The 24578-nt window shown below is 69.0% G+C and carries 23 protein-coding genes; 15 read left to right on the top strand and 8 right to left on the bottom strand.

What is annotated here, in order from left to right:
* The first annotated feature begins 6 nt into the window (after positions 1 to 6).
* The 4 genes from AS594_RS45370 to AS594_RS43830 all read left to right on the top strand — a co-directional run bounded on the left by AS594_RS45370 (position 7) and on the right by AS594_RS43830 (position 3782).
* Positions 7 to 1566 (top strand): hypothetical protein, encoded by a 1560-nt coding sequence (locus AS594_RS45370; RefSeq protein WP_206281704.1) that lies wholly within the window; start codon positions 7 to 9, stop codon positions 1564 to 1566.
* A 603-nt stretch (positions 1567 to 2169) separates the two neighbouring features.
* On the top strand, positions 2170 to 2835 hold the full coding sequence (locus AS594_RS02645) for a hypothetical protein (protein WP_141746872.1): 666 nt from the start codon (positions 2170 to 2172) through the stop codon (positions 2833 to 2835).
* 106 nt (positions 2836 to 2941) lie between these two features.
* Positions 2942 to 3409: a hypothetical protein gene (locus tag AS594_RS43835; RefSeq protein WP_141747145.1), complete on the top strand. Its 468-nt coding sequence runs from the start codon at positions 2942 to 2944 to the stop codon at positions 3407 to 3409.
* Positions 3396 to 3782: a hypothetical protein gene (locus tag AS594_RS43830; RefSeq protein ID WP_141754282.1), complete on the top strand. Its 387-nt coding sequence runs from the start codon at positions 3396 to 3398 to the stop codon at positions 3780 to 3782. Before AS594_RS43835 ends, AS594_RS43830 begins: the two co-directional genes overlap by 14 nt.
* 371 nt (positions 3783 to 4153) lie before the next feature.
* Here AS594_RS43830 and AS594_RS02640 read toward each other — a convergent pair whose 3' ends face one another.
* A complete protein-coding gene (locus AS594_RS02640; RefSeq protein ID WP_069925468.1) occupies positions 4154 to 4420 on the bottom strand; it encodes a hypothetical protein in 267 nt (88 codons plus the stop codon).
* A gap of 320 nt (positions 4421 to 4740) precedes the next feature.
* Positions 4741 to 5013: an SH3 domain-containing protein gene (locus AS594_RS02635; protein WP_069925467.1), complete on the bottom strand. Its 273-nt coding sequence runs from the start codon at positions 5011 to 5013 to the stop codon at positions 4741 to 4743.
* Positions 5014 to 5482: 469 nt separating this feature from the next.
* On the opposite strand from AS594_RS02635, the gene AS594_RS02630 reads away from it, so the two are divergent.
* Positions 5483 to 6637 (top strand): hypothetical protein, encoded by a 1155-nt coding sequence (locus tag AS594_RS02630; RefSeq protein WP_069933515.1) that lies wholly within the window; start codon positions 5483 to 5485, stop codon positions 6635 to 6637.
* A gap of 315 nt (positions 6638 to 6952) precedes the next feature.
* Positions 6953 to 7387, top strand: coding sequence for a VOC family protein (locus AS594_RS02625; RefSeq protein ID WP_069935931.1), 435 nt, complete (start codon positions 6953 to 6955; stop codon positions 7385 to 7387).
* Between the two features lie 618 nt (positions 7388 to 8005).
* Here the strand turns inward: AS594_RS02625 and AS594_RS02620 are convergent.
* From AS594_RS02620 to AS594_RS02610, 3 genes are all read right to left on the bottom strand, one after another.
* Positions 8006 to 8311, bottom strand: coding sequence for a cupin domain-containing protein (locus AS594_RS02620; RefSeq protein WP_069925465.1), 306 nt, complete (start codon positions 8309 to 8311; stop codon positions 8006 to 8008).
* A 235-nt stretch (positions 8312 to 8546) separates the two neighbouring features.
* The gene (locus tag AS594_RS40775) at positions 8547 to 10088 is read right to left on the bottom strand and encodes an IS1634 family transposase (RefSeq protein ID WP_167367976.1); all 1542 of its coding nucleotides are present in this window, start codon (positions 10086 to 10088) and stop codon (positions 8547 to 8549) included.
* A 211-nt stretch (positions 10089 to 10299) separates the two neighbouring features.
* Positions 10300 to 11346 (bottom strand): GlxA family transcriptional regulator, encoded by a 1047-nt coding sequence (locus tag AS594_RS02610; protein WP_069933516.1) that lies wholly within the window; start codon positions 11344 to 11346, stop codon positions 10300 to 10302.
* A 174-nt stretch (positions 11347 to 11520) separates the two neighbouring features.
* Between AS594_RS02610 and AS594_RS02605 the strand changes: the two genes are divergently transcribed.
* The 4 genes from AS594_RS02605 (at position 11521) to AS594_RS02590 (ending at position 16109) form a co-directional block, all read left to right on the top strand.
* Positions 11521 to 12351, top strand: a complete 831-nt coding sequence (locus tag AS594_RS02605) for a dienelactone hydrolase family protein (RefSeq protein ID WP_069925462.1) — start codon at positions 11521 to 11523, stop codon at positions 12349 to 12351.
* A gap of 153 nt (positions 12352 to 12504) precedes the next feature.
* Positions 12505 to 13113 carry a hypothetical protein gene (locus AS594_RS02600; RefSeq protein ID WP_079148495.1) on the top strand — a complete coding sequence of 203 codons (609 nt, stop codon included), beginning with the start codon at positions 12505 to 12507 and terminating at the stop codon, positions 13111 to 13113.
* Between the two features lie 205 nt (positions 13114 to 13318).
* Entirely contained in the window at positions 13319 to 14611 is a 1293-nt protein-coding gene (locus AS594_RS02595) for a hypothetical protein (protein WP_240508913.1), read from the top strand.
* 328 nt (positions 14612 to 14939) lie between these two features.
* On the top strand, positions 14940 to 16109 hold the full coding sequence (locus AS594_RS02590) for a PP2C family protein-serine/threonine phosphatase (protein WP_069925460.1): 1170 nt from the start codon (positions 14940 to 14942) through the stop codon (positions 16107 to 16109).
* A 198-nt stretch (positions 16110 to 16307) separates the two neighbouring features.
* Here the strand turns inward: AS594_RS02590 and AS594_RS02585 are convergent, their stop codons facing one another.
* Entirely contained in the window at positions 16308 to 16916 is a 609-nt protein-coding gene (locus AS594_RS02585; protein WP_069925459.1) for a CGNR zinc finger domain-containing protein, read from the bottom strand.
* A gap of 90 nt (positions 16917 to 17006) precedes the next feature.
* On the opposite strand from AS594_RS02585, the gene AS594_RS02580 reads away from it, so the two are divergent.
* On the top strand, positions 17007 to 17795 hold the full coding sequence (locus AS594_RS02580) for an MBL fold metallo-hydrolase (RefSeq protein WP_420877765.1): 789 nt from the start codon (positions 17007 to 17009) through the stop codon (positions 17793 to 17795).
* Between the two features lie 272 nt (positions 17796 to 18067).
* Here AS594_RS02580 and AS594_RS02575 read toward each other — a convergent pair whose 3' ends face one another.
* A complete protein-coding gene (locus AS594_RS02575; protein WP_167367975.1) occupies positions 18068 to 19012 on the bottom strand; it encodes a pentapeptide repeat-containing protein in 945 nt (314 codons plus the stop codon).
* A gap of 265 nt (positions 19013 to 19277) precedes the next feature.
* Between AS594_RS02575 and AS594_RS02570 the strand changes: the two genes are divergently transcribed.
* The 4 genes from AS594_RS02570 to AS594_RS47505 all read left to right on the top strand — a co-directional run bounded on the left by AS594_RS02570 (position 19278) and on the right by AS594_RS47505 (position 23873).
* Positions 19278 to 20444 carry a pentapeptide repeat-containing protein gene (locus tag AS594_RS02570; RefSeq protein ID WP_240508912.1) on the top strand — a complete coding sequence of 389 codons (1167 nt, stop codon included), beginning with the start codon at positions 19278 to 19280 and terminating at the stop codon, positions 20442 to 20444.
* A gap of 371 nt (positions 20445 to 20815) precedes the next feature.
* Positions 20816 to 22081 (top strand): alpha/beta hydrolase family protein, encoded by a 1266-nt coding sequence (locus AS594_RS02565; RefSeq protein ID WP_069925456.1) that lies wholly within the window; start codon positions 20816 to 20818, stop codon positions 22079 to 22081.
* 414 nt (positions 22082 to 22495) lie between these two features.
* Positions 22496 to 23593: an FG-GAP-like repeat-containing protein gene (locus AS594_RS02560; RefSeq protein WP_240508911.1), complete on the top strand. Its 1098-nt coding sequence runs from the start codon at positions 22496 to 22498 to the stop codon at positions 23591 to 23593.
* A gap of 52 nt (positions 23594 to 23645) precedes the next feature.
* Positions 23646 to 23873 carry a hypothetical protein gene (locus AS594_RS47505; RefSeq protein WP_338120209.1) on the top strand — a complete coding sequence of 76 codons (228 nt, stop codon included), beginning with the start codon at positions 23646 to 23648 and terminating at the stop codon, positions 23871 to 23873.
* A 158-nt stretch (positions 23874 to 24031) separates the two neighbouring features.
* Here the strand turns inward: AS594_RS47505 and AS594_RS02555 are convergent, their stop codons facing one another.
* Positions 24032 to 24379, bottom strand: a complete 348-nt coding sequence (locus AS594_RS02555) for a hypothetical protein (protein ID WP_069925455.1) — start codon at positions 24377 to 24379, stop codon at positions 24032 to 24034.
* Between the last annotated feature and the right edge of the window lie 199 nt (positions 24380 to 24578).

The following is a 24578-nucleotide window of genomic DNA, read 5'->3' as shown; positions in this document are numbered from 1 at the left end:
TCCGGCATGACCACTGTTCCGCTGACCGGCGAAGACCCGCACCGGACAGCGGCAGCGTTGGCGGTACTTCGCGACACCGGCGAGTCCGCCGCGGACGCCCACCTCGCCGAGCACGCCGGCTGGTGGTCGGACCGGGTTCTCACCACGCACGAAGGCGACGCCGCCCTGCGCATCCAGCACCTGCGGACCGGTGTGCGGGCGTTCCCCGGTCAGCTTCCGCCGGGCCGCGTCCACACCGCGGCGACCACTGCTGTGCGAGCCCTGTTCCGGCGCCCCCAGCCCCTTCCGGAGGTGGAGGCCGTAGCGCGGATGGCCGAAGAGGTGCACCGAGGCGACTCCGGCAACGCACAGTTGGGACAGACGGCCGAGCAGGTGCGGAACCTGGTGAAGCAGCATCTGGACACGCGGACCCAGCCATGCCGGGCGACGAGTACAAGTGATGCGCTGTCGGACTACGTCGCTGCACGCACATTGTCGGCGCAGGGATACGCGTGCACTGTGAGTGCCAAGACGGGCGACGTCGTCAGAGGGGAAATCTCAAGGCTGGCAGGAAGCGACGAAGCATGGTCCGTGCCGGAATCCGTCCTCCTCCTGCAAGTATCGATCGCGGCACAATCGGACAAGCGTCAGAACAGCGCCGACATCCGGGCTGTGAGGCAGCGAGCCCAGGACGCGCTGCGGGACGCACTTGCCGGCGACGGTCCGTACTACCGGAACATATCGGCTTCCGTGACCGAGTTGTCCGCCGCGTCCACGACTCTCGCGTCACTGCCTGGCCGGTCATCCATCGATGTGGCGGACGCGACTGTCCGCGCGATGCAGAACATTGCCCTGCTCCGTGGCCGGATCCCGGATCAACCGGACCAGAACTCGGCCATCGACGGTTACCTCGCGACCGTCGCGCAGGCGCAACTGACCGGAGCGTCCGCCGCCCTCGGTGACGTCCGGAAACCAGCGTCCAAGGCGCCACTGCGAGAGCAGGTGCGCTTCTATCTGCAGGCGTCCCTCAGAGCCGGCGAACCGCTGGGGCCGCAGGATGTGCGGAGCAGCGCAGAGGCTGCCTTGAAGCGGACGAAGGACCCCCTCGACCGGATCACGGTGACGACATCTGCGACGCTGGCACTGCTGCGGACAGACCAGCCATGTGCAGTACTTGACCACGACCTGCCCCAGCTCAAAGACGCGTTGGCGCGGGCCACAGGGCGGTATGCGCAAGGCAGCGACGCAGTGAAGGCCTGGATGACACTGCTGTGGACCACCACCACGGAATGTGAAGGATTCCAGAAGGAAACAGCCCTGGAATCCCAAGCTTTCCTGGAGCAGTTGGCAGGGGAGAAGACGGCTAGCAATCCCACGGCACGGGCTGTGAAAGCATGGAGCATCGCAGAGCTGTCGTGTTCCAAGAACACAAAGGCGGAAGCAACCCGTGGTGTCGCGCTGGACACGTTCGCCGCGGACAGCGACCCCGGTGAGGGCCTCGGTCTAGGTACGTACGCGGCCCTGCGCGCCGAGGAGACAGCGACCGTTCCGTGCTCCGAAGGCCTCAAAGAAAAGCTGAAGGGGTAGAACCGTGAGTTCTCGGCACGAGGGGTGCGCAAATATGTCGGTCCGAACCTGGGAACGGTTCCTCGGAGGCAGCTGCCTCTTTGCCGCCTTCCTTACGGTGATCCACGGATTCGGGACATCGCAGGCCGACGGATCGGTCGGAACGGCTGCGCTTTCCGCTGCGCTGGCTGCGGTTGGAGCGTACCTGATTTGGGGACGGCGTAAACGCCGCTGACCGCGGAGCCCTCCTCGCGTGCAGGGTTGGTTCGCGGGCAGGGCCAGGCAGACGGCATCGGCTTCGGCGTGCCGCGAGGGCGATGCGCCCCGCCCATGACGCGCGGTACGGGTCCGGCCCGGGGGTGGGCCGGACACCTCGTCAATGACCCAGCCCCCAGCCGCTCGGGCAGCCGGAGCGGGGCCGGTGGTGCGGCGGTGCGGGCCGGCTGGACACCGCCGCTTACAAGACGGCGCTGACGACCGACGGTGGGCGAGGTGCCGACCCAGTGGCGAGCGCGGCACCTCCACTACGCGGGCGTCCGGTTCGTTCGAGTCGCACACCATGTCGCGCGTCCAATGAAGCAGGGGGCGCGCGACTCTCCTTTCAGTTTGAATTATGGGGGACATATGAAGATTTTCAGTTCCGCTTTTCCGCGGAAGTACGGGGTGGCTGTGGTCGCTGTCGGCTTGTGTCTTTCGACGGCCTCGTGCGGTGAGGGAGGAAATACCCGCGATTCCCAGCCCGAGCGCATCGTGGAGGGGCGGGAGGTTCATCACTTCGACGATGTGGAGAAGATGGCTGCTACATCCGACCTTGTCGTCAAGGCGCAGGTGACGGACGTCCAGCCAGGGCGATGGGTGGGATCGAAGGAAGATGGCGGCCGCGAGCAAGTGCGCGAGGTGACCTTGCACGTAGAAGAAGTCCTGCACAGTGCGAGAGCCACAAAGCCGCAAACGGTGCTCGTCGACGAGTGGGGTTGGGACGAGGAAGGGCGTGGGTACCAGCTTGAGGGGGTGACCTGGACAGCAAAAGGTGATGAGGGCATATATTTCTTGACGCAGTCCGAGGAGCGTGGCCATTGGAGGCTGGTGAATTCCCAGGGGCGCGCACTCGTCGACGGTCAACAACTCGATTCCGCTGCCAACGAAGGCGATCAGCTCGGCGAGCGGATCGAGTCGCTGACGCCGCAGCAACTGGAAAAGCAGGTGCAGAAAGCCGCAAGAGCCGTGGAAGCGGGTGACTTGAAGGGTGTCGAGGAGCCGGCCGCCCTTGCGGACGATGCCAAGGAATGAAGCGGGTGCGACCGCGTTATTGCCTGTCTCCCACAGAAAGAAGTCTTCCATGCATGGCTCTCCCAGCAGGCCGGCCACTGTCGTCTTCGCTTCGATGGCGTTGGTCATGATCTTGTCCACGCCTGGTTACGCTGACCACGACGACAGTGGAATAGATCCTGACAACCGGAATCAAGCAGTTAAGGGATTCTCATTGACCGGTAATGGGACTCTGGCGATGAACCATGGAAAGGCTCAGCTGGAGAAGACTGTAATTACCACCTCGTGGGGCGGTGGCGACATTGAAGTCTACGATGGTGAATACGAACGTAACGGCTGGCACGGGAAGACGGACTGCACCGACTGGAACGCCTTTCGAACGTCCTGTGACATCATTCGAGTGCGCTTGAATCAAAGCTATTCCAAGACGGCGAGTCAGTGGAAAAGTCTGGGCTGCCATGAGTTCGGCCACACTGGGGACATCGGTCACCGTAACTCTTCCAACGACACGGACGGCAATTCGTGTATGCGTTCGGACAAGTGGTATCTGAACTACGACTCACATGACATAAGCGCCATTAATGAGTCTGTCTGACGTCATGAATAATCGATTCGTGCTTGCCGCGTCCTGTGCTGTTTCCGCAATATCCGCCACGGCTGTTTTCTACGTGTTCGATTCTTCGGATCCGCAGTTCGAGAGCGCCGAAGTGCAGAGGAAATTTTGCACCACGGCCACCGCCATGGACTTGCAAAACAGTCGAACCCTCACCCCTGCGGGCCGCCAGGAAGTGATCAGCGAACTTGCGCGTGACGCACCTGAGGAGCTTCGTCCTTCGTTCGACACAGTGCTGGACTGGTATGCGCATCCCCACCCGGCGGACGAGGAACGGTTCGATCAGGCGGCTCGCCGCGTGGGAGAGCTCGTCGAGCGCTCTTGTCCGGTGAATGTCGGCGGCATACGAACCTGACACCGTCATCGTCGGCGACACCTGTACGACGTCACGAGTAGCGGCCCGGTGCCACCATGTAGCGGACATTGCGCGGGCTGTCCCGACGGCGTGCCTCCCGCTGTGTCCCGCGCGCCGGCGTGAGTGCGTTCAACGGGGCAACCAGCCGGCTACAGCTGCCCTCGGAGCAGGGCTGTCGAGTGAGCCGGGCACCGCCCGCCCGACAGTCGGCGGGCCCGACGACTGCACCACTGACCGTACGCCAGACATGCCTTGACTGAGGGAGGATCACCGGCACGGGGTCGCGGCGACATCACCGCCGCGGCCCCGTGCCGCAGCACTTGCCGCCTGGCCTGCGCTGACATGGCAACGCCGGCGACAGGGCCCGTTGCTCATGTCATCTCGTCGCGGATCGCGTTGCGGTGTTCCTCGTAGACGAGCCGCGCATCGTTACTCGGCAGTGCTTCGGTGGCAAGGCCGCAGGCACAGGTCACGACGGTGAGGCCGCACGTGGTGCGCAGCGTGTGCCCCTCAGGGCTGGTCCAGGCGCCACCGGCCGGGTTCTCGTAGCGGAGGTTGTGGCGGTACTGGAACCCGGGGGCAGGGCTCGGCGTACAGCCCGTGCCGGTCTGGTCGATGCTGAAGCTGTGCTTGCTCATGGCTCCAGTGTGGCTGTAGGCGAGCGATCGGCAGGGATGTCCCGTTGTTGCCTCTGCGGCGTACTGTCAGGATCCTGACGGCCGAGGACGGCACGCCCGGCCTCGGCCACGGCCAGCCCGCCACCACCCGCACCCGCCGGTCGCACAGCACCACAACCGGTGCCTGTCGAGTGCGTGCTTGCCCGGTCGTCGCCGTACACCTCCTGCGCCGGCGTGAAGGTGACGGCGCGTGGGCGCTTGTCGCCAGCGATGACACCTGCGACAGCCGAAGGAGTCCTGCGCTCGGTGTTCTCATGAGGCTCGAAGCCCCCTCGGATGTGTCAGCCCACTGGGTGGGCAGGCTCCACATCCTTGGACAGGGGAACCTGTCCGGTGTTCTCGACGTGCCGCGCCGCAACCCAGACGGGCTTGTCCCGCAGCAGGTACCAGATTCCGTTGCCGTCGATGACCTGGGCACGGACCTTGCTCCGCAGACCGATCTTGGTGCCGTGTTCGAGTGTTCCGGTGACCACAGAATCAGTGCTGGGGTACTTGCGCAGATTGACGCCGATGCTGCTGACGACAGTGCCGAATGGCTGCTGCGGACTGGCCATCTCTCCTCCAGGTCGTTGTCGGTGCGGCTGTGATGACCACACCCGGTGATCGGGCGTGGTGACCGCACAGTAGATCGTCGGAACGAGGAAATGTTGGAGGCTGTCATATGCCGTGGTCGGGTCGCCCGGGGCCTCGTGTGTGATCACCGCTGGTGCCCGAACCACTCACCCCGGCTGTGGGCACGGCTGGCGTCGTGCGCCTGGCGCGGGCGAAGAGGTGAGGCCCGTCGCGTGATCCAACGGCTGCGCCCGCCCGTCCCGGCCGGGAGGCCGGTTCAGCCGCGGAGGAGTTCCGCGAGGGTTGTCATGCGGACGCTCGTCGGCGGTCCGCGGGGTTGCTGGGAGACCGGGCGACTGGTCACCGGCATCAGTGGGAAGGTGCTGATCCAGCAGCTTCGGGAGCTCTCAGTTCCAAACCAGGGCCTTGGCTTCATACTGGTCGGGCCCCTGATCACCACAGAACGGTTCCATGGCCAAGTACAGCAGCTCTTCACCCCTCGTCCCCGACACCGCGTGGCTGGGACGTGGGCGCCACCTCGGGCCCGAGCCCGAGCAGGACGTCCGGCGCAACTTGACCGCCCTCAAGGCGGCCGGGGTGCTCGACGACTTCCTGGACCTCGACCCTGTCGAGGCGGCCCGTTCCACCGTCCTGCACCCGCGTGACGAGTCCGCCGACCCCGGCCCGTCGGCCCGTCGCCTCTTCGAGGCCCGTTGGCGCGTGGCCGACGACGTCACGGTGCGTGCGCAGTTGACCATGTACGACTCCGAGGACTGCCGCAAGGAGGGCGGGGGCGTCACCTGGGTCCTCGCCGCCGAGGCAGAGCGGACGTGGGACGACCGGTGGCCCTCGCCGGCCACCATGTTCTGGCCCGACAGCGACCGGGTCGCCTGGGACGACGACACGGTGCCGGGCGTGCGCCTGCGGGCGGCGAACTACCTGCCGAAGGACGACGACGAGCTGCGGCACCGGCTGCGGGACTGCTCCCGGAAGAGCTGGTACATCCATGTCGTGGTGCACGAGGCGATGACGCCGGACGCGCGGGGGCAGCGGCCGGTCTCCACGTTCCTGCCGCCGAGCCTGCGGCACCGCGTGGTCGAGCACCGGGCCACGCCGGAGCAGGCGCAGATCGCCGACTTCGCGTTGAAACGGGAGTCGAACGTGCGGCTGCCGCGCGGCGGCGCCGTCGTCCTGCCCGCGGAGCCGCGGAGTCCGGATTACGACGCGGAGCTTTTCACAGTGCGCAACGTCTTCCTGGACGGCTCCGAACCGACGGAACTCCTGGACATCATCCGGAAGTACGCCGTGCTGCCGCGGCCGCTGCCCGACGACGCCGAGCGAGCTCTGACGCGGCTGCGCCAGGGCTGGCACCTGCTGACCCCGGACGAGGAACTGGTCCACGCCCGGAGTATGGCCGTCAAGTACGCCGAGGCGCTCGATGCCATGACGAAGTCCTGTGACCTCTACCGGGTGGCGGCCGAGGCGGCGCACGCCGCGCTCGCCGAGGTGCGCGGCGGCGACGGTGCGCTGCCCCGTCCGCCCGCGCCCGGGCCCGTCAAGGCGGGCAGCTCACCGTTGACCGCCCTCACGAAGGCATTCGGCCGCTTCCGGGACCCGAACACGTAGAGCGCGACGATGTCGTTCCTCCGCCCCGGCTTCAGGGCGTGGCGTGACGCCGTCTGCCGCACTCGGGGAGACGACGAGACTTCGGTCAGCCTGTTTCCGAAGGTGATCATTGGTTCGGGTTGCGTGGGCATGACTCTGTCCGGCGTGGGAGAGATGGGGGCGTTCGACGGCTGCGTCGTGCTTGTGGAGGTGGCCGGGGTGACCGATCCCGGGGTTGGCGAGCGGTTTGTCCGAGGCCGGTGCGAGGATGGCCGTGTGTTCCGGGAGGCGAACCGGAGCGAGGACGTGGGCAGGTTTCGAGCGGTCGGAGGCGGCATGGCCAAGGAATTCCAGGTGACTTACGACTGCGCCGATCCGGGCGCGCAGGCGGCGTTCTGGGCTCAGGCGCTGGGCTATCGCATTCAGTCGCCGCCCGAGGGCTTCCCCCACTGGACGGCCGCGCTGACTGCGTGGGGCGTACCGCCTGAGCACCACAACGACCGGTCGGCCATCACGGACCCGGAAGGCAAAGGGCCGCGGGTGTACTTCCAGAAGGTCCCGGAGGGGAAGACGGCGAAGAACCGCTTGCACCTGGACTTGCGAGCAGCACCCGGCCTGACCGGCGACGAGCGGATGGTCGCGCTGGAGGAGGAGGCCACCAGGCTGGAGGGGCTGGGAGCGAAGCGGCTGTACCGGCTCGAACCCAATGGCCTGGACGAGGGGATCATCGTGATGGCCGACCCGGAGGGAAACGAGTTCTGCCTGGATTGAGGGCAGTATGCGGGCTTCAAGGAGGCTTCCGCTTGCTGGTCGGTGCAGCACTGTGGTGATCGTGGCCTCGGGAGCGTCGCCGCCCAGCACCCGCTGGTTATGGGGATCGGACGCTCGGGATGCCCGTTTCGCGCCGCCGGCCCGCACGGGGTGGGCGGCGAAATTCGCCTGGTGGATCGCGCGGATCGGGGTACACGGCCCGGCATGGCACCGAAGACCGATCACCTCATGTCCTTGCGGGCCGCGCGGCAGCTGCGCCGGGTCCGCACTTTCTACGTGGCAGGTGTCCTGTTGTGGGCGGCCGCGGCGGCCTGGATGGGATGGACGCTTCCAGGGAGTCGGCAGATGTGGGTTTCCGTACTTCTCCTGGCAGTTTTCGTGGGATTGCTGTGCACGGCCTCCCTGTGGCTGCGGCGGCTCCAGGCGGCAACACATGACAGGCTGGCGCATCACGCTGCACCGCGAGGCGTAGTCGCTTCCCGTCAGGCCTGAACCCCCATCGCCAGGAGCTCGGCGATGCCTGGGCGGCCGGAGCCGGTGTCCTGCGCGCGAACTTCACCTCCCGACTCGCCCATCCGCAGTTGGATTGGGCGCTCACCACAGCGGCCTGACGAACCATCATTCTTCCGGCAGGTCCACGATCACCAGCGTGCCCCTGCTTCCGGGACGGACGGTGTGTGCGGTTCCCGCCGCCACCATGAACAACTCGCCCGGCCGCACCGACACCAGGGTGTCATCCACCATGAGTTCCAGTTGGCCATCGAGCACGAGGAGAGCCTCGGCGGCATCGTGGCTCTCCTCCCGCACCGGCATTTCGTCCATGCGCAGTACCTTCACGCAAGCCGCCCCCACCTGGCCCAGTTGGTGGGAGCGCCATGCCTCCGGCAGACCGGCCGCAGTCTCCAGCAGATTGACCACACTCATGGCGCACGCCTCCTGACGGCCCCGGCCGGTCATGCCGAACGAGCCCGCGCATCAAGATCAATGGATGCCTCGGAAACTACCCGACCAGAAAAACCAAGTGATCGACCGTTTGGCAAAGACTGCCGCCGGGCTTGATACCGAGTGCCTACCGCCTCGTCCGCCCCGGACGCCCAGCCGTTCACCCGGCCAAGGCTCCGAGACGGGCCACTAGACCCGTACTTCGCGGGTGACCGTTTCAGGTCTGTGGCCAGCGGGTTTGCGTGATGTCGGTGTCGAGTAGGTCGAGGAGGTGGAGTTGGACGCCACGGTTGATCTGGACGGTTGGCGGGTCGGTGACGTTGCCGATCCGCAGGGTGAGTTCGCCGAGCTGGTAGAGGATCATCCGGCCGGTGGGGCGGACGCGGCGGTTGTCCGGGTAGAGGCCGGGCATGGTCTCGTCGGGGCCGAGCGCGCGTCTAACCTGCCGCTCAATCAGGCAGAAGACGAGCAGGGCCAGGCAGATGACCTGGATCAGCGCGGCGACGCGCCGGTTGTGCTGCACGAAGACCGGTGCCACCGCGAGGGGGCCCTTGAAGTCGTGGTAACGCCGTTCGACGGTGCCCTGGCCCTTGTAATGGATCAGGACGTGGGCCGGGCCGGCTTTCTCGGCCGGGACGCTGGTGATCAGCGCCCACCAGCCGTCGACGGCTGTTTCGGCTCCCAGTACGTCCTGGTCGAAGTGCCAGGTGAGGCTGGGGGTGCCGTGCTCGTCGGCGGTGATGTGCCAGCGCAGGCAGGAGGTGACGCGGCGCTTGGTCGCGATGACGCCGATCCGGGCAACGATCTTCTCTCTGGTCTTGTAGTGCCGTCCGCCCGCCGCGGCGGTGAGCCTGTCGAGGTCTTCGGCGGCTTTGGCCAGTCGTTTGGCCCGGGCAGCCTGCTGGCCGGCCGCGACGGCGGTGGAGTGGACCAGGATCCGGCGCACGGTCAGCGGCGGATCGCTTTTGCGGCGGCCGGTCAGCGTGTGGGTGTCCTCCAGGACCCGGTAGGTCTCCCGTTCCGCCTCGGGTTTCCTCTCGTCCCGCTCAGGCACCCGGTCGACGGGCTCGCCCCGCTGAGGATCCAGGACCGCGTAGACCTCGTCCTTGATCTGCGCGGCTGGGACGGGCGCGACGAACTCCACCCCGGCCTCAAGCAGGGCGGTGATGTTGGAGTAGGACACCAGCTTGGAGTCGGCGACCATCAAGAACTCGCGGGTGCCGGCCATCGCTTTGAGGTCGTTCATCGCGCCGACGACCTGACGGACCTCGGCGGCGGCGCCGTCGAAGACCCGGGAGTGCACGGGGATCCCGCCGTCGGCCGTCACCGCGAGCCCGGTCTGGATCTGCTTCAGGTCCAGCCGCCGGTCCTTGGGATGCCCGTTGCAGGCGATCAGCGGGTACTGCTCGTCCTGGTCCTGGGCGGGGAAGGCGCCGTGGACGGACATGCTGGTCATGTCCCAGTGCAGCCGCGAGACGTCGATCCCGAACTCGGTGATCGCCCGCGCGCCGACGGTGCCGGCGACGACTTCCAGCTTCGGGGCGATCGCGTCCAGCGCACGGGCCAGGCGATCGTCGTTGAGGAGGTCTGGTGTGATGCCGAAGACCTCCTCCACCGCCCAGGTGCGGGCCCAGTCCCCGACGCGCACCAGCGGTGCGGGCGAGGTCAGCCGGTTGGCCACCAGCGCCTCGATGACCTGCCCGTGCGTCAGATGCGCGCTCGCGCCGCCTGGACACACCTCGTCGACGATCCCGGCCACGTCCAGCCGGCGCAGAAACTCGGCAGCGACAGGCGAGCGCCCAGACGCTTTTCCACCACGGACGTCACCACCACTTCAAGGCGCTGACGCTCAGATCGTGGCCGCGGGGACCGGGAAGTCATCGACACATCCGGACCAACGCCATGCGACCGGCCCGGGACACTCCCGGACCGGTCACACCATACGAATCAACGACCCGCGAAGTACGGGACTAGACGCCGCTGTCCGGGGCGGATGTCCGGGCCGAACGGTGGAAGGCGGCCCGGTAGGCGCTCGGGCGGTGGCCGGTGTGGCGGGCGAAGAGGGCGGCGAAGGTACCGGGGTCCTGGTAGCCGACGGCCGTGGCGACGGAGGCGACGGTGCTGTCGGTGGTCTCCAGCAGATGGCGGGCGCGGCGGACCCGGGAAGCCTGTAGATGGGCCAGCGGGCTGCGTCCGGTCTCGTCGGCGAAGCGGCGCAGCAGCGTGCGGGTGCTGACCCGGAAGGCGTCCGCGAGTGCGGCCAGGTCGTACCGCTCGGCGAGGTTCTGGTCGAGCCGCCGCATGACGCGCTGGGAGAACTCCCGGCCGGGCTGCGGGAGGAGCCGGGTGTCGACGTACGGGGTCTGGGAGATCCGGGCGTCGTCGACGAGTGCCAACCGTGCGGTGGTACGGGCCACCCGGGCGCCGTTGTGCCGGCGTATCAGGTCCAGCGCGAAGTCGTACATGGCGCTGAAGGCGGCCGTGGTCGTCACACCCGCGTCGGTGACGACCAGGTGATCGGGCCGCACGTCGGCGTTCGGGCAGCGTCTGGCCAGTTCGCCGGCGTACAGCCAGGAGGTGGTGGCCCGGCGCCGGTCGAGGAGTCCGGCCTCGGCGAGCAGGAACGCGCCGACGCAGAGGGAGACGACGGCGGTGCCGACGGCGGCCTGCGCGCGGATCGCCGCGATCTCGGGGGCGAGCCGGGCGAGCCGCGCGTCGAGGTCCGTGTCCGGGCGCAGTTCGAAGCCGGGGACCACGAGGACATCCACCTCGCGCAGGGGACGCACGTCCAGGCTCGCACCGCCCGAGGCGGTGACCCGGCGGCGCGGCGAGACGACCGACACCCGGTAGCCGGGCGCGTCCGGTCCGGCGACATGGCCGGCCATCGTCAACAGATCCGGGACGCCGAACACTTCGGACGCGAAGCAGTCCGGGTATGCCAGGACTCCCACCCGCAGCGCACCCGGTCCGGCGCCCGGACACGCACCTTCTGCTGCCTGCCGCGTCGCCTCCGTCATTGCTCCCGTACCCCCTTGGTGTCCCGGCCGCGGCCCGCCGGGGGCGAGGGCGGCGGGCGAGGACGGGGCCTTTGCCGCGTACCGATCGCCCCTCTCGCTGGTGGCGAGATTACCCCTGGCCTTGGCGATCCCGCCCCTCACCCGGCGGCCGGCTCCGGGAGCAGGCTGGCCCCCATGAGCGACGACGATCCGATCACTGACTTCACCCGCCGGAGCGTGGCCGTGGAGGGGGTGGAGAAGACGGTGTACGTGGCCGGGGCCGGGCCCGCGGTCGTGGTGCTGCCGGAGATGCCGGGCATCAGTCCCGACGTCCTGCGGCTCGCGCGCTGGGTGCGGGACGCGGGCTTCACCGTCCATGTGCCCTCGCTGTTCGGGACGGACGGCGCCTTCCCCACGGTCGAGGGCGGCCGGGAAGTCGTCCGCCGCGCCTGTGTCAGCGCCGAGTTCCGCGCCTTCGCCGGGGGCGGTACCAGCCCGGTGACGGTCTGGCTGCGCGGCCTGGCGCGCCAGGCCCACACCGCGTGCGGTGGGCCGGGGGTGGGGGCGATCGGCCTTTGTTTCACCGGCAACTTCGCGCTCACCATGGCCCTGGAGCCCGCGGTGATCGCCCCGGTGGTCAACCACCCGTCGCTGCCGCTCGACGACCCCGGCGGACTCGAACTCGACGCGGCGGACGCGCGCGCGGTGCGCGACCGGCTCCACCGCGACGGACTCACCGTCCTCGCCTACCGCTTCGCGGGCGACCGCTGGTGCACGGGGCAGCGCTTCGCCGCCTACAGATCGCTGCTCGGCGACGCCTTCGACGGGCGCGTACTCCCGGACAGCGCCGCCCATCCGGCCCCGCCGCCTTTCTTCGCCGATTTGGTCGGCACCCCGCACAGCGTCGTCACCGCCCATCTCGTCGACGAGGCCGGCCACCCCACGGTCCGGGCCCGCGACGAGATCCTCGCCTTCCTCACCAACCGCCTGCACCCGCACGCGAACCAACCGCTGCCCGCCACCTGACGGGGCCCTGGCCGCCGGACAAGTCCCCTCACTGTGCGCGAAGCCCGGGAGCACCTCATGCACGTCACGCAAGACGGGTCGTACAGCTACTCAGCTGGGCATTGAGTACGCCTGCTCATGATCGTCTGGCTGCTGTTTCCTAACGTGACCTGCATGGACACCGAGATCACCACCCCCGACACTCCGACCACAGGCAGCACACGGTGGTTCAACGGCTGCGCGATCGCGGTACTGGTCCTCGCGGTCCTGGTCGTCGCCGGGGCGTGGGCGCTGGCCGAGTTCGAGAAGGGCCTGGACGGGTACGGGCAGCTGGAACAAGCCGGTGCTTCCGGGAGTGTGGCCGACCCCCTCGGCCCCGGATCGACCGCCCGGTACGAGGACGGCCTGAGGGTCACCGTCAGCCCGGCGCGCCGTGAAGCCGACGGCACGTACAGCCTTACCGTCACCTACGAGAACGACACCGACGAAGAGCAGCACCTCGGTGGGGAATCGTTCGAGGGCAGTGTCTCGGGCATAGGCTCCGCGCCGCTCGTCGTCCGTCCCGGCACGTCCCTCGACGACTACGGCACCGACTACAGCCTGTCTTGGCTCAACCGGGAGAAGTCCGCGGCCACGCTCATGCCGCCCCTCGCCGAGGACGACAAGCGTACGGTCCCGGTCCGGATCAAGCCGACTCGGGCGGGGATCCCGGTCACCGTCGAGGTCGACCCGCCCAACGCCGGCTACCGGGAAACGGCTTACTTCCAGCTCAAGCTGAGCTGACCATGCCGCCGAAGGCGAACTCTGTGCAGTACCGGCTGGCCACGTCCCGGCTGGGTTTCCCCTGGGACCGCAGCCGCACTGTGACGTTTGAGCACGTGGCTGCGCTGGATGTTCTGGGCCGCCTGTGTGACGGCTGTGCCCAAGCCATGGCGGCTATGAGAAGAGGATGAGGGTGGCTCTGCGAACAGCACGACACCGGCGTTCGGTGAAGCGTCGGGTCCTTGCCGGGGTTTCTGTCGCCACGGCGGCCGGGATCGCGGTCACCGCGACGGTGACCATGAACGCCCAGGCCGCGTGGACTTCGGCGTGGAACGTGTCGCCTTCCGGCTGGACGGCCGACGACTCGCCCAGGGTCTCGGTCGACCGGCAGGGCGACGCCCTGCTGACCTGGCGGGCCTGCGACCTGTCGACGACGTACTGCCACTACCGGATCCAGACCAGGGTGAAAAGCGCGAGCGGCACGACGGGAGCCATCCGCACCCTCTCGCCGGAGGGCGCCTCGGTGACGTGGCCGGAGGCCGACTCCGACGACACCGGTGACTCGGCGGTGGTCTGGGAGCAGGACGGGCACGTCGTCGGCCGGCGGGTCGCGGCCTCCGGCAGCCTCGTCGGTACGGTGCAGCGGCTTTCCACGTCGGGGCCCGCGACCGGCCCCGTGGTCGCCGTGACGCCGGGCGGTACCGCGATGGCGGCATGGACGGAGATCCGCGACGGCAGTTGGTACGCGGTCGCCCGCCGCCTCAAGGTCGACGGAACGCTCGGCGGGCCCATAACCCTCGGCTCGGGCTCGGCCGAGAAGCCGGCCATAGGTGTCGACCGCAACGGCCAGTTCGTCGTCGCCTGGGTGCGCGGTTCGGAGGTCGTGGCCAAGCGGATCAAGGACACCGTCTCCGCGACGAAGGTGCTCACCTCACCGATCGCGTCGTACGGCGGTTTCGGCATGGTGCGTGTCGGCGTCGACCGGGACGGCGACGCGGTCGTCAGCTACCGCTCCGGCGGCGGTACCCGCCCGCAGGTCTGGACCTCGCGCTGGAGCCGCACCGGAACACTGGCCTCCCCCCTGCGGATCTCGGCCTCCACTGACAACGTGGGTTTCCACCACACCCTCGGGACCGACCTCGACGGCGACTCGGTGGTCGCGTGGACCCGCTACAACAGCAGCAAAAAGCTCGAGTTGGTCGGCCGCCGGCTGTCCGCCGGCGGCACCCGCAGCACCACTACCACGCTCGGTCTCGGCGACCGGCCCGACCTCGCCCTCGATGACGACGGCGACGGCATGCTGGTCTTCCACACGGTCGTCCCCACTGCGACGATCCCGTACAGCTACACGAAGAGCAGCGCCCGCCTGATCAGCCGTTCCGGCACCTTCGGCACCACGAAGACGCTGACGTCGGACGGCCGGGTGGCCCAGGTCGATGCCCGCCCGACCGCCAGGTTCACGGTGATCTGGCAGCAGGCCTCCCACCCGTACACGATCAAGTCCGTCACCGGCCCCTGACCAGTACCGGCCCCTGACTGGTACCGGCCCCATGACCGTCACCGGCCCCTTGACCGGTACCGGACCCACAGATGGCCCCAGGGTCGGGAAAGGCCCCCGACCGTGGGAAACCCCAGGTAGGGGGCCTGTTCGGTCCGCGCCGCAGTGGTTCGCGGTCGACGCGCCGGCAGGGAGCAGGCCGTGATGCCGAGTCGGCCGGGGCCGGCATTACGGGTATCCCAGGTGGTATTGGGCGACATGCCCCAAGCGACCCGAACGCCTCTGAAAGTCGGCTGTGATGCATTGCCGTATAGGCGGGAAGGAGAGTCCCCAACTTAGGGAGGCTGATGTGGCGCGTGATCGGATCGGACTGGCGGAGGTGTTGGCGGCGGCGGAGGATGCCGCGCCGGTGGGCTCCCTCGATGTCGTGGCGCGCAATCTGCGTGACCGGTTCGGCGCGCGATACGTGTCGTTCCTGTTCGTCGACGTCGTCGGTCGACGCCTGCTGCGCGTCAGCGAGAAGGCGGCTGCGCAACAGGGCCGCCACGCGGATCAGGTCCCTCTCGCCGGCAGCATCTACGACGAGGTCCTGCGCACCCAGAAGCTGGTGCAGGCGCCGGAGGGCGAACAGGGGCAGCGGGTCCTCGCCCCTGTCACGAACCGCGGCGACACCATCGGCGTCCTGGAACTGTTCCTGACCCAGGCACCACAGGACGTGCTGGATCAGGTCGAGGAGGCCGCGCACGCGCTGGCGTACATCATCGTCACCGACCGCCGGTTCACAGACCTGTACCACTGGGGCAACCGCACCACCTCGGTCAGCCTGGCGGCGGAGATCCAGCGCCAGCTCCTGCCCTCGGCCCCGTCCTGCGAAGCCGCCGAGTTCGCCCTCGCCGGTGCACTGGTCCCGGCCTCCGACATCGCCGGTGACACCTACGACTACACCCTCGACCACGACACTTTGCACCTGTCCGTCACCGACGCCATGGGCCACGACGTCGAGGCCTCGCTCATTGCCACCCTCCTGGTCAACGCCTCCCGAGGGGCCCGCCGCGCAGGCGCGGAGCTTGCCGAGCAGGCCCGGCAGGCCCACCAGGCCCTCCTCGACCACGGCCGACGGACCTTCGCCACCGGCCAGCTGCTGCGCATCGCCCTGGACGGGTCCAGCGCGCAGCTCGTCAACGCCGGCCACCCCTGGCCGCTACGGCTGCGCAACGGCACATGCGAAGAGCTGCGCCTGGCCGCGGACCTGCCTTTCGGCGTCGCTGGGCAGGGCTCGTACCAGGTGCAGGACATCGAACTGCGGCCCGGTGACCGCCTCGTGCTCTACACCGACGGCATGCAAGAACGCCAGGCGAAGACAGCCGACCTGCCCGGCCTCATCCGGGATACCGCCACCGAACACCCGCGCGAGGTCGTGCGCACCCTGGTCGCCGCGGTCACCGACGCCTGCAACGGCCACGTGAGAGACGACGCCACCGTCCTGTGCCTGGACTGGCACGGTCCCGTTCTCCATTGAGGAGGCTGCCGCGCGACCGCCTGAGCCGTGGGAACCACCAAAGGTGTGTCCCATGAACCGTCGCGGGTGGAGTGCTCGGTTTCCTGGAGCGCGTCCCGCTACGGCGACTCGACCAGACCCGCCCGCGCGGCAAGAGCGACTTCGCCTGGTGTAGCGCCGATGCGGGCGGGCGGTCGGGTCGCGCAGGGGCGAGGCGCGTCACTCCGAGGTGTCGTTGCGCCGGGCATAGGCGCGGGCCGCGCGGGCGCGGTCGCCGCAGCGGGTGGAGCACCAATGGCGCCTGCCGTGGGTGCGCAGGAGGAACCGGTCGCAGGGCGCGGAGCCGCAGGCGGCGAGGAGGTCGGCGTCCGGGCCCGTGAGCAGGTCGGCCGCGTCGGCTGCGATCGTCGCCAGTGCGTGGTTGACGGCCTGATCGGTGGGGTGGGCCTGGACGCGGCGCAGCCCCTGCGCGCCGTCCCAGGCCAGCAGGGGAGCGCTGGGTACGGCAGTGAGCGCCTGGTTGACCGCTCGCAAGGATTCTTCGGGCGGGGCGACGCCCTCCACACGGGCGGCGAACAGGGCCCGCACGTGGCCGCGCAGTGTGCGCATCCGCTGCGCGCAGACCTCGTACAGCTGCACGTCCGGGGTGGTCAGGTCATGGGTGGCGAGCCAGCGCATGGCGGAGTCGGGGGCGGCGAGCATGTCGTAACTCTGGCCGGCGGGCAGGGTCGCGGCAGTGTCGGCGAAGTCCAGGCAGTGGTGCCGGTCGGCGCCGGGAGCGGGGGGCAGGGCGGCGTGTGGGTGGTTCGCCACCGCGGGCTTTTCCATTCCCTCATGGTATCGCTTGCGTTTTTTCGTGATGCCCGGCTAGCCTGACCTCACGGAAAATGACAGTTCCAACCGTGAGGAATGATGGGCATGTCTCGGCACGACGCCAACGAGTTCCCGGTCCGCGCTCTCGGCGGCCCGACCGCCTTCTTCGAGTACGGCGGCCTGCGCTTCCTGACCGACCCGACCTTCGACGGTCCTGGCGACTACCCTTCGCCGGGAGCGACGCTGACCAAGACCGCGCCCGGCACTGTCACTCCCGCCGATCTCGGTCCCATCGACGTGGTCCTGCTCTCGCACGATGAGCACGCCGACAACCTCGACAACTCCGGCCGCGCCCTGCTCGCCGACGTCCCGCTCACCCTCACCACGCCCGGGGGCGGTAAGCGCCTGGGGGAGAAGGCCACGGGGCTGGCTGACTGGGAGCACATCGAGCTGAACCGGCCCGATGGCGGCACGATCACCGTGACCGGCGTTCCCGCCATCCACGGCCCAGGGCAACGCGAGGAGATCGAGCCGATAACCGGTCAGGTCGTCGGGTTCGTCCTGACCGCGGACGGCCTGCCCACCGTCTACGTCAGCGGCGACAACGCCTCACTCGATGCGGTCAAAGAGATCGCGGAGCGCTTCGCTCCGGTGGACACAGCCATCCTCTTCGCCGGAGCCCCTCGCTTCCCCGTCCTCTTCGACGGCGCACCGCTCGTCCTGGACAGCGCGCAGGCCGCCCAGGCGACCCAGATTCTCGGCGTCCGCCGTGTCGTGCCCGTCCACCACGACAGCTGGGCCCACTTCACCGAGGGCCGCGACGAGCTCCACGCAGCCTTCACCGCTGCCGGCCTGGCCGATCGGCTGGACCGGGACTGGGTCGCGCACGCCTGAGCCGACCCAACGGGGGCGTACCGGTTCTGAGGGGCGGTGCTTCACCGCGCGCACGCCCTGACGTCTTGTACGAGAGCCGTCCGCATCCAGCCCGCACCTCCCCGACGGGCCGCCGCTGCCTGTTCGAGCGCAGTGGCGCCCGCTGCGGGCACTTGAGCCCACCGGCCAGGCAATCACAGGGCTGCTCTTCGACCGTTACGGCCCCTCCGCCGCGTTCCCCCGCGTTCGCCCTGCCGGCGGCCGGGGTCCTCTCCGCCGCCAGGCGGAAACCCTCAGTCGTACTGCGCGATCCGCTCCTGAACCCGTCCACTCGCTTCCAGGTCCGGACGTAGCACCGTGGTGCGCGCGGGCCGGGCTGCCACGACCTGCTCCACAGTCAATTCCTTGGTCTTACTGAGGTCTGCTCCCCACAGGTTCGTGCCCGTCAGGAAAGCTCCCGACAGATTGGCGTCGGGCAGGCGGGTATTGGCCAGGTCCGCGTGCTCCAGATGAGCATGAGACAGGTTCGTACCCCACAGCCCGGCCCGGTTCAGAAGCGCGTGCTCCAAGTGCGTGTCGTAGAGTTCTGCGAAGTCCAGGCGCGCGCCCCTCAAGTCCGCGCCTTCCAGGCGGGCACCGCTCAGATTGATGTTCTTGGGCTCACGGCGCCCCTCCGGACGTTTGCCGAGTACGGTCAAGGCGGCTTGTACGTCTTCGGTCGGCTTCACCCGTGCCGCAGGGTGTGAGCGCCGTCGGCGTGCTCGCTCGACGAGGCGGGCGACGGCAGACACCAGCGGAGGGTCAGGTGTTGAGGCAGCCGACTGGTCCCGTGCGTGTTCCCGCACGAAAGCGGCCAGCACCTGCACGACGGCGTAGTGGTCCCTGACCGAGTCGTGCATGATCCGCTCCAGGGCGTAGATGCCCCCCAGGCGAACCTCGATCACGGCGGAGCCCAGTTGCTCGACAGCCTTGGTGAAGCGGTCGGTGATGTGGCCCTCTCGGGTCAGCCTCAATGTGTGGTGCGTGTAGAACAGGCCCGCAACTGCCAGCGCACCGGCACCCGTTGCCACCAGCGCCGTACGCATTCCCGAAACGATGGTCGCCTGCTCGGACGTAACCGTCGCAGGGCGAAACCCATCGAGCCACCACGGGACCAGCCACACCGCCACTACGAACAGCACAAGCGCGACCAGGGCCGCAAACGTCACCAAGACTTGTCGCAATCGCTGCCGCTTCATGCCGAGCAGCACATCGCGTGGTTCGGTAACCCAGCACTACGACACCCTCGTCGGCTGCTTCTGATGGCTGAGAATCACTCGGACGCATGTTGAGGGCAGGCCCTGCCCGTCGGCGTCGGCCCGCAAGTCTTGATCTCTTTCGGCGGTTCCCGCCCACAGATGCTGCGGTCGGCAGCAGTGATCATATTGTCCAGCTGCTCCAGCTGCTCCAGCGCTCCAAGCCGCTCTTGATCGTTCCTTGGGCGGCGCCTAGGCTCCCATGCCCATGGAGACGGGGGAGCCGGACCGCGGACGCAGGCCGCGGCGCGGTCGGCTGGTCAGGCATCGTGCGATCGTCGGCCTGCTGGCCGGGACAGCTGTGCCGGCGGTTCTGGGCACGGTGCTCGTCGTCCTGCCGGGCATGGTGGTCGACCACGATCTCGCCGGGGCGAGCGTCGCTGCGCAGGACCGGCTGAAAGCGGTGAACGACGTCCGTACGACACTTCTGCAGACGGTCGGCGGCATGGTCGTGGCGTTCGGCGCGTACGCCACCTGGCGGCAACTACGAGTCAGCCAGGACAGCTTGCGCGCCACCCAGGAGGGGCACGTCACGGACCGGTTCAGCACAGCCGTCGATCAGCTCGGCAGCGACAAACTGGAAACACGCATCGGCGGGCTCCACGCGCTGTGGCGAATCGCGGAGCACTCCGCCCGCGACCGCGAGGCCGTCATCTCGATCCAGGCCGCATACCTGCGTACTCACCTGCCCTGGCCGCCCGCCGGACCGCAAGCTCCAGCGGCGGCCGTGCCCATCAACGACGTCGTGCCGCTGGAGGTCCGCGCTGCCGACGCCCAGGTGGCACTGACCGGGCTCGGCGTCCTGCTGCAACAACCCCGGGAGCAGTCCTGGGTCAACCTCGGCGTCACAGACCTGCGCCGGGCCGACTGCGACGGGTTGTGGCTGCACGAGGTCAACCTCGACCAATCCTGTATGGAAGCGGCGGGCCTCTACCGCGCCAATCTGACGCAGGCATCACTCGTCTCGGCCAACCTGCGGCACGCCGACCTCAAAACGGCCATCCTGCGCCGAACCCGCTGCGTGCTGGCCGATCTGCGGGGCGCCCGGTTGGTCGAAACTGACTTGCGCGATGCGGACTTCACCGAAGCCGACTTGCGCGAAGCGAATCTGCGCAAGGCCGACGCAGGCGGCGCTGTCTTTCGCCGAGCTGACTTGCGCCTGGCCGATTTGCGCGGCTCCGACCTGCGCACGGCCGATCTTCTCCACGCACGTCTGACCGGCGCGCTGGCCAGCGAGCACACTCGCTGGCCGACCGGTTTTGACTACGCTACCGCCGGCGTCGTGGTCACCGAGGACCCCGGCCCCGAACCCCCGCCACTGCTCCAGCCTTCAGGGATAACCACGCAGCATCCGCCCCTACGGTCCATACCGTGACCGAAGGGCTGGACCGGTGTCGGAGTGCTCGCGGTTCTGTGTAGTCCTTCTCTGCCGGTGGTGTGCGCAGCTGTGTGAGCCCAGGCGTCAACTGTGTCGGTCCCGTCAGGGAACGTGGCTGGGCGGCTGCCGAGTATCTTGCCGAGGTCGCTGACATGCCCGGCGGCCGGGTCCGGTTCGCGACGGCGGGCCGGAACGTCCTTCAGGCCGGCTTGGTCTTCCTCCGCCAGGGCGGTTGGGTGACCTGCCGGGCCGGCCGCCCGCCACGTAGGAACGGCCGGCCGCGTATACGACTTTCGGCTGAGAGACGAGCGCCCGATTGCGCCTCTGGTCCGACGCGCCCCGAGGACCGGCCGGTCTAGCGTCGGGTCATGGTCACACGTACTCGTACGGCCACGGCCGTCGCGCTTCTCTGCGCCCTCGCCTTACCCGTCTCCACAGCGGCCACCGCATCGGCCTCCGCCGTCGCACCTCGGTTGTCCGCTCCTTCCAGTCCCTCCGTGCCTGCTCCGGCGGCTCCCCGGTCATCGGTGGCTTCTTCGGTCCCGGCCGCCTTCGTATCCGCCGCCCGCGCCGAACTTCCCGCTCCGACGGGGCCGTACGCGGTCGGCAGCTCGGTCCTCCACCTCGTCGACCGTTCGCGCCCCGACCCCTGGGTGCGCGAGGCCGGCGCGCGGGAGCTGATGGTGACGCTGCACTACCCGGCTGCCCGGCACTCCGGCCCGCCGGGTCCCAGACCCGCGCCCGCGCCGTACGCCACGACCGAGGAGGCGCGGCTGCTGCTGCGTGGCCTCAACCTCGAACAGGCCGTGCCGGCGGCGCGGTTGGCTGAGATGCGTACGCACAGCCGACGCGACGCCCGCCCCGCACGTGGCCGACACCCTCTCGTTCTCCTCTCGCCCGGCTTCGGCGTCTCCCGCTACACACTCACCCACCTCGCCGAGGACCTCGCCGGCCGCGGGTACGTGGTCGCGTCCGTCGACCACGCCTACGAGTCCCTCGGTACGGCGATGCCGGGCGGGCGCGTGCTGACCTGCGAGGCCTGTACGGCGGTCGAGGAGGGCGGCGTGGACGAGAGCCTCGTCGCCGCGACGCGCGCCGACGACATGTCGTTCGTCATCGACCGCCTGACGGGCTGCCATGCCGTCACCAAGTACGCGGCGATGATCGACAAGCGGCGGATCGGCATGGCCGGTCACTCCATCGGCGGCGCCGCCGCGGCTACCGCGATGGTGGCGGATCGCAGGATCGGGGCGGGCATCAACATGGACGGCGGCTTCCAGGAGGAACTGCCGTCCGGGGGCCTCGGGGGCCGCCCGTTCATGATGCTCGGGACGGACGACGCAGTACACCGGCCCGGTGGGTCCGACACGAGCTGGAACACCGTGTGGCCGGCGCTCGACGGGTGGAAGCGCTGGCTGACCGTGGCCGGCTCGGAGCACTTCACCTTCTCCGACAGCCCCGTCATCTCACGGCACTTCGGTCTGCCACAACCACCCCTCCCTGCCGACAGGGCCGTCGCCATCACCCGCACCTACGTCGCCGCCTTCCTCGACGTCCATTTGCGGGGCATGGACCGGCCCGTACTGGACGGACCGACCGCGGCTCAGCCGGAGGTGCGGTTCCACCGGCCATAAGGCAGCGGTCTCCTCGGCGTGGACTTCGGCGGCCATCCGCCAGTGGTGGTCGCCCCGTGGCGGTCCAATGGTCCCGCGCGGCGCTGTGTCGCGTTGTGACCGGCCGCGACGACCGTGGCCGCACGGCTGCCAAGGTCGCGTGCCGACACGCCGCGGTGCTGGCGTACGCGGGGACAGCCGCGATCCGGCCGATGGCTCAGGTGATGCCTCGTCGTTGGGCGGTCCGCTGCCCAGAATTGTTGAGATGGCTCACCGGCTCCGTACAACCCTCAGGCCCCTCCGGTGGTCTTCCGTACGCCGCACGCCCAGCCACCCCTAGGCAGAGCCCCGCCATATGGGGCCAACGCGGCGGTTCCCATCGAGAACGGGCGCCCCGGCGCGCCCCACCACAAGCAAGCAGCAGGAGTCTCCCGCATGCATCAACGCGGCCGTCTCGCCCTGGCGATCGGCACCGTGGCCACCCTGACCACCGGTCTGCTCGCCATCAACCCGGCCCCGGCCGCCGCCGCGGCGGCCAAGCACTACGACGACTTCAATGGCGACGGATACCGGGACATCGCGTACCGCAACACCTACACCGGCATCTCCGGACCGGACGGCTGGTCCGGCGGCGCCGTCACGATCACCTACGGGAGCGCCCGCGGCCTGAACACCTCGCGCACCCAGGTGATCCACCAGGACAGCCCGGGTGTCCCCGGCGCGGGCGAGGAAGACGACATGTTCGGCGAAAGCCTGGCCGGCGCCGACCTGAACAAGGACGGCTACGCGGACCTCGTCGTCGGCAACCCCATGGAGCACGTGGGCGATGTCCAGTACCAGGGCTCGGTGACTGTCGTCTGGGGCTCCGCGTCCGGCCTGGCCGGCGGCACCGCCATCACACCCAAGAGCAACGCCAAGGGCCACTTCGGCAGGGACCTGGCGACGGGCGACTTCACGGGGGACGGCTCCCCGGACGTGGCAGTCATCGGCGGCGGTGACGCCTGGCTGTACCGGGGCGGTTTCACCAAGTCCGGCACCACGGGCAGCGTCAGCGAGATCGACAAGGCGGGTGTGGGCTGGTCCTCGTCCGGCCTGGCCGCCGGCAAGGTCGACGGCGACGGCAAGGCGGACCTGGTGGTCCTCGGAGTGCAGGCGTCCGGCACCGACTACAACGTCCGCGCCTGGTTCCTCAAGGGCACCTTCACCGGCCTGTCCTCGGGCGCCTCCAAGACCCTCGCCGCCGGACAGGACGAAGACGGCCTGAACGCCGCCGTCGCAGACTTCGACAAGGACGGTTACGGCGACATCGCCGTCGGCGAGCCCGATGAGAGCAACGGCAAGGGCGCGGTCAACCTCTGGTACGGCGCATCCTCCGGCCCCAGCAGCACCCGCTCGGCGAAGCTCACACAGGACACCGCCGGAGTCTCGGGCACGCCCGAGAACTACGACGACTTCGCCTACGACGTCTCGGCCGCCGACTCCAACGGCGACGGCTACGCGATCTCGCGGTCGGCGTCCCCAACGAGGACGTGAACGGCCGGAGGACCAGGGCGGCGTCCACCTCTTCCGCGGTGGCTCCGGCGGTCTGTCCGGGTCCCGCTCCTCCTGGATCCCGCAGTCCGTCACCGGCAGCTCCGCGGCGTACGAGTCCTTCGGTCACGGCCTGCGCCTGCGCGACTTCAACGCCGACGGCAAGGCGGACCTCGCCGTTGCCGCGGCCTCCAGCGGTCGCGTCCTGCCCGGCTCGTCCACCGGACCGACGGTCACCGGCTCGTACGAACTGCCCGAATCGGGCGGCGCCTTCCTCGACTGACCTCAGCCCTGCCCTGCGGCCACCGGTACAACGCCAGTGGCCGTGGGCCTCAAAAACCAGGCCCTCGGGACCGAGTCCCGAGGGCCTGCGCACTGCACCGCGCGGTCCGCGGAGCGCGGGTGCGGCATCGGCTGCCGGTGTGTCGGGCAGCGGTGGGTTCAGCAGCGCCTGGTGGGCTCGTCACCGTAGGGGAAGGAGACGTTTCCGCTGAACACCCAGGAAGTCCAGTCGGGGGACCAGAACCACTTCGTGCCGCGGTCGGGGTTGTAGTAGTAACAGGTCGCGTGAGCCCAACCCTGGTTCGGTTGCTTGTATCCGTCGCACTCCGAGTAAGGGCCCCCGCGGAAGGTGGCACCCGCCTTGTAGTGCATGTGCGAGATGCCCTCACGCCCTGGGATGTCCCAATTGCAGTTGACGGCTGCTGTTCCGGAGGCCGCAGCAGGTGCCGCGGAAGCGGCGGTGGCCATTCCGGCGGTGGGGCCGGCCACCGCTGACGCGGTGAGCATCACGGCCGCTAACAAGGTACGACGGGTTTTCATGTCTCTCCTTCGTGCGGGCTTCGCGGTCTGTTCGTCATCGAAGACACGGAAGGCCACGTGGCGAGGGTTTGGTCAGCCGGGCACCGCAGAGCCTGGTGGCCGGCGACAGCCGGAGCAACGGCGATCGCGTGTCCCGGACAGCCGCCGGCTGTCCGGGCTGGTCACA

The sequence above is a fragment of the Streptomyces agglomeratus genome (assembly GCF_001746415.1).
In the GTDB taxonomy this organism is placed as follows: domain Bacteria; phylum Actinomycetota; class Actinomycetes; order Streptomycetales; family Streptomycetaceae; genus Streptomyces; species Streptomyces agglomeratus.
This window is presented reverse-complemented; position numbering and strand designations above follow the sequence as displayed.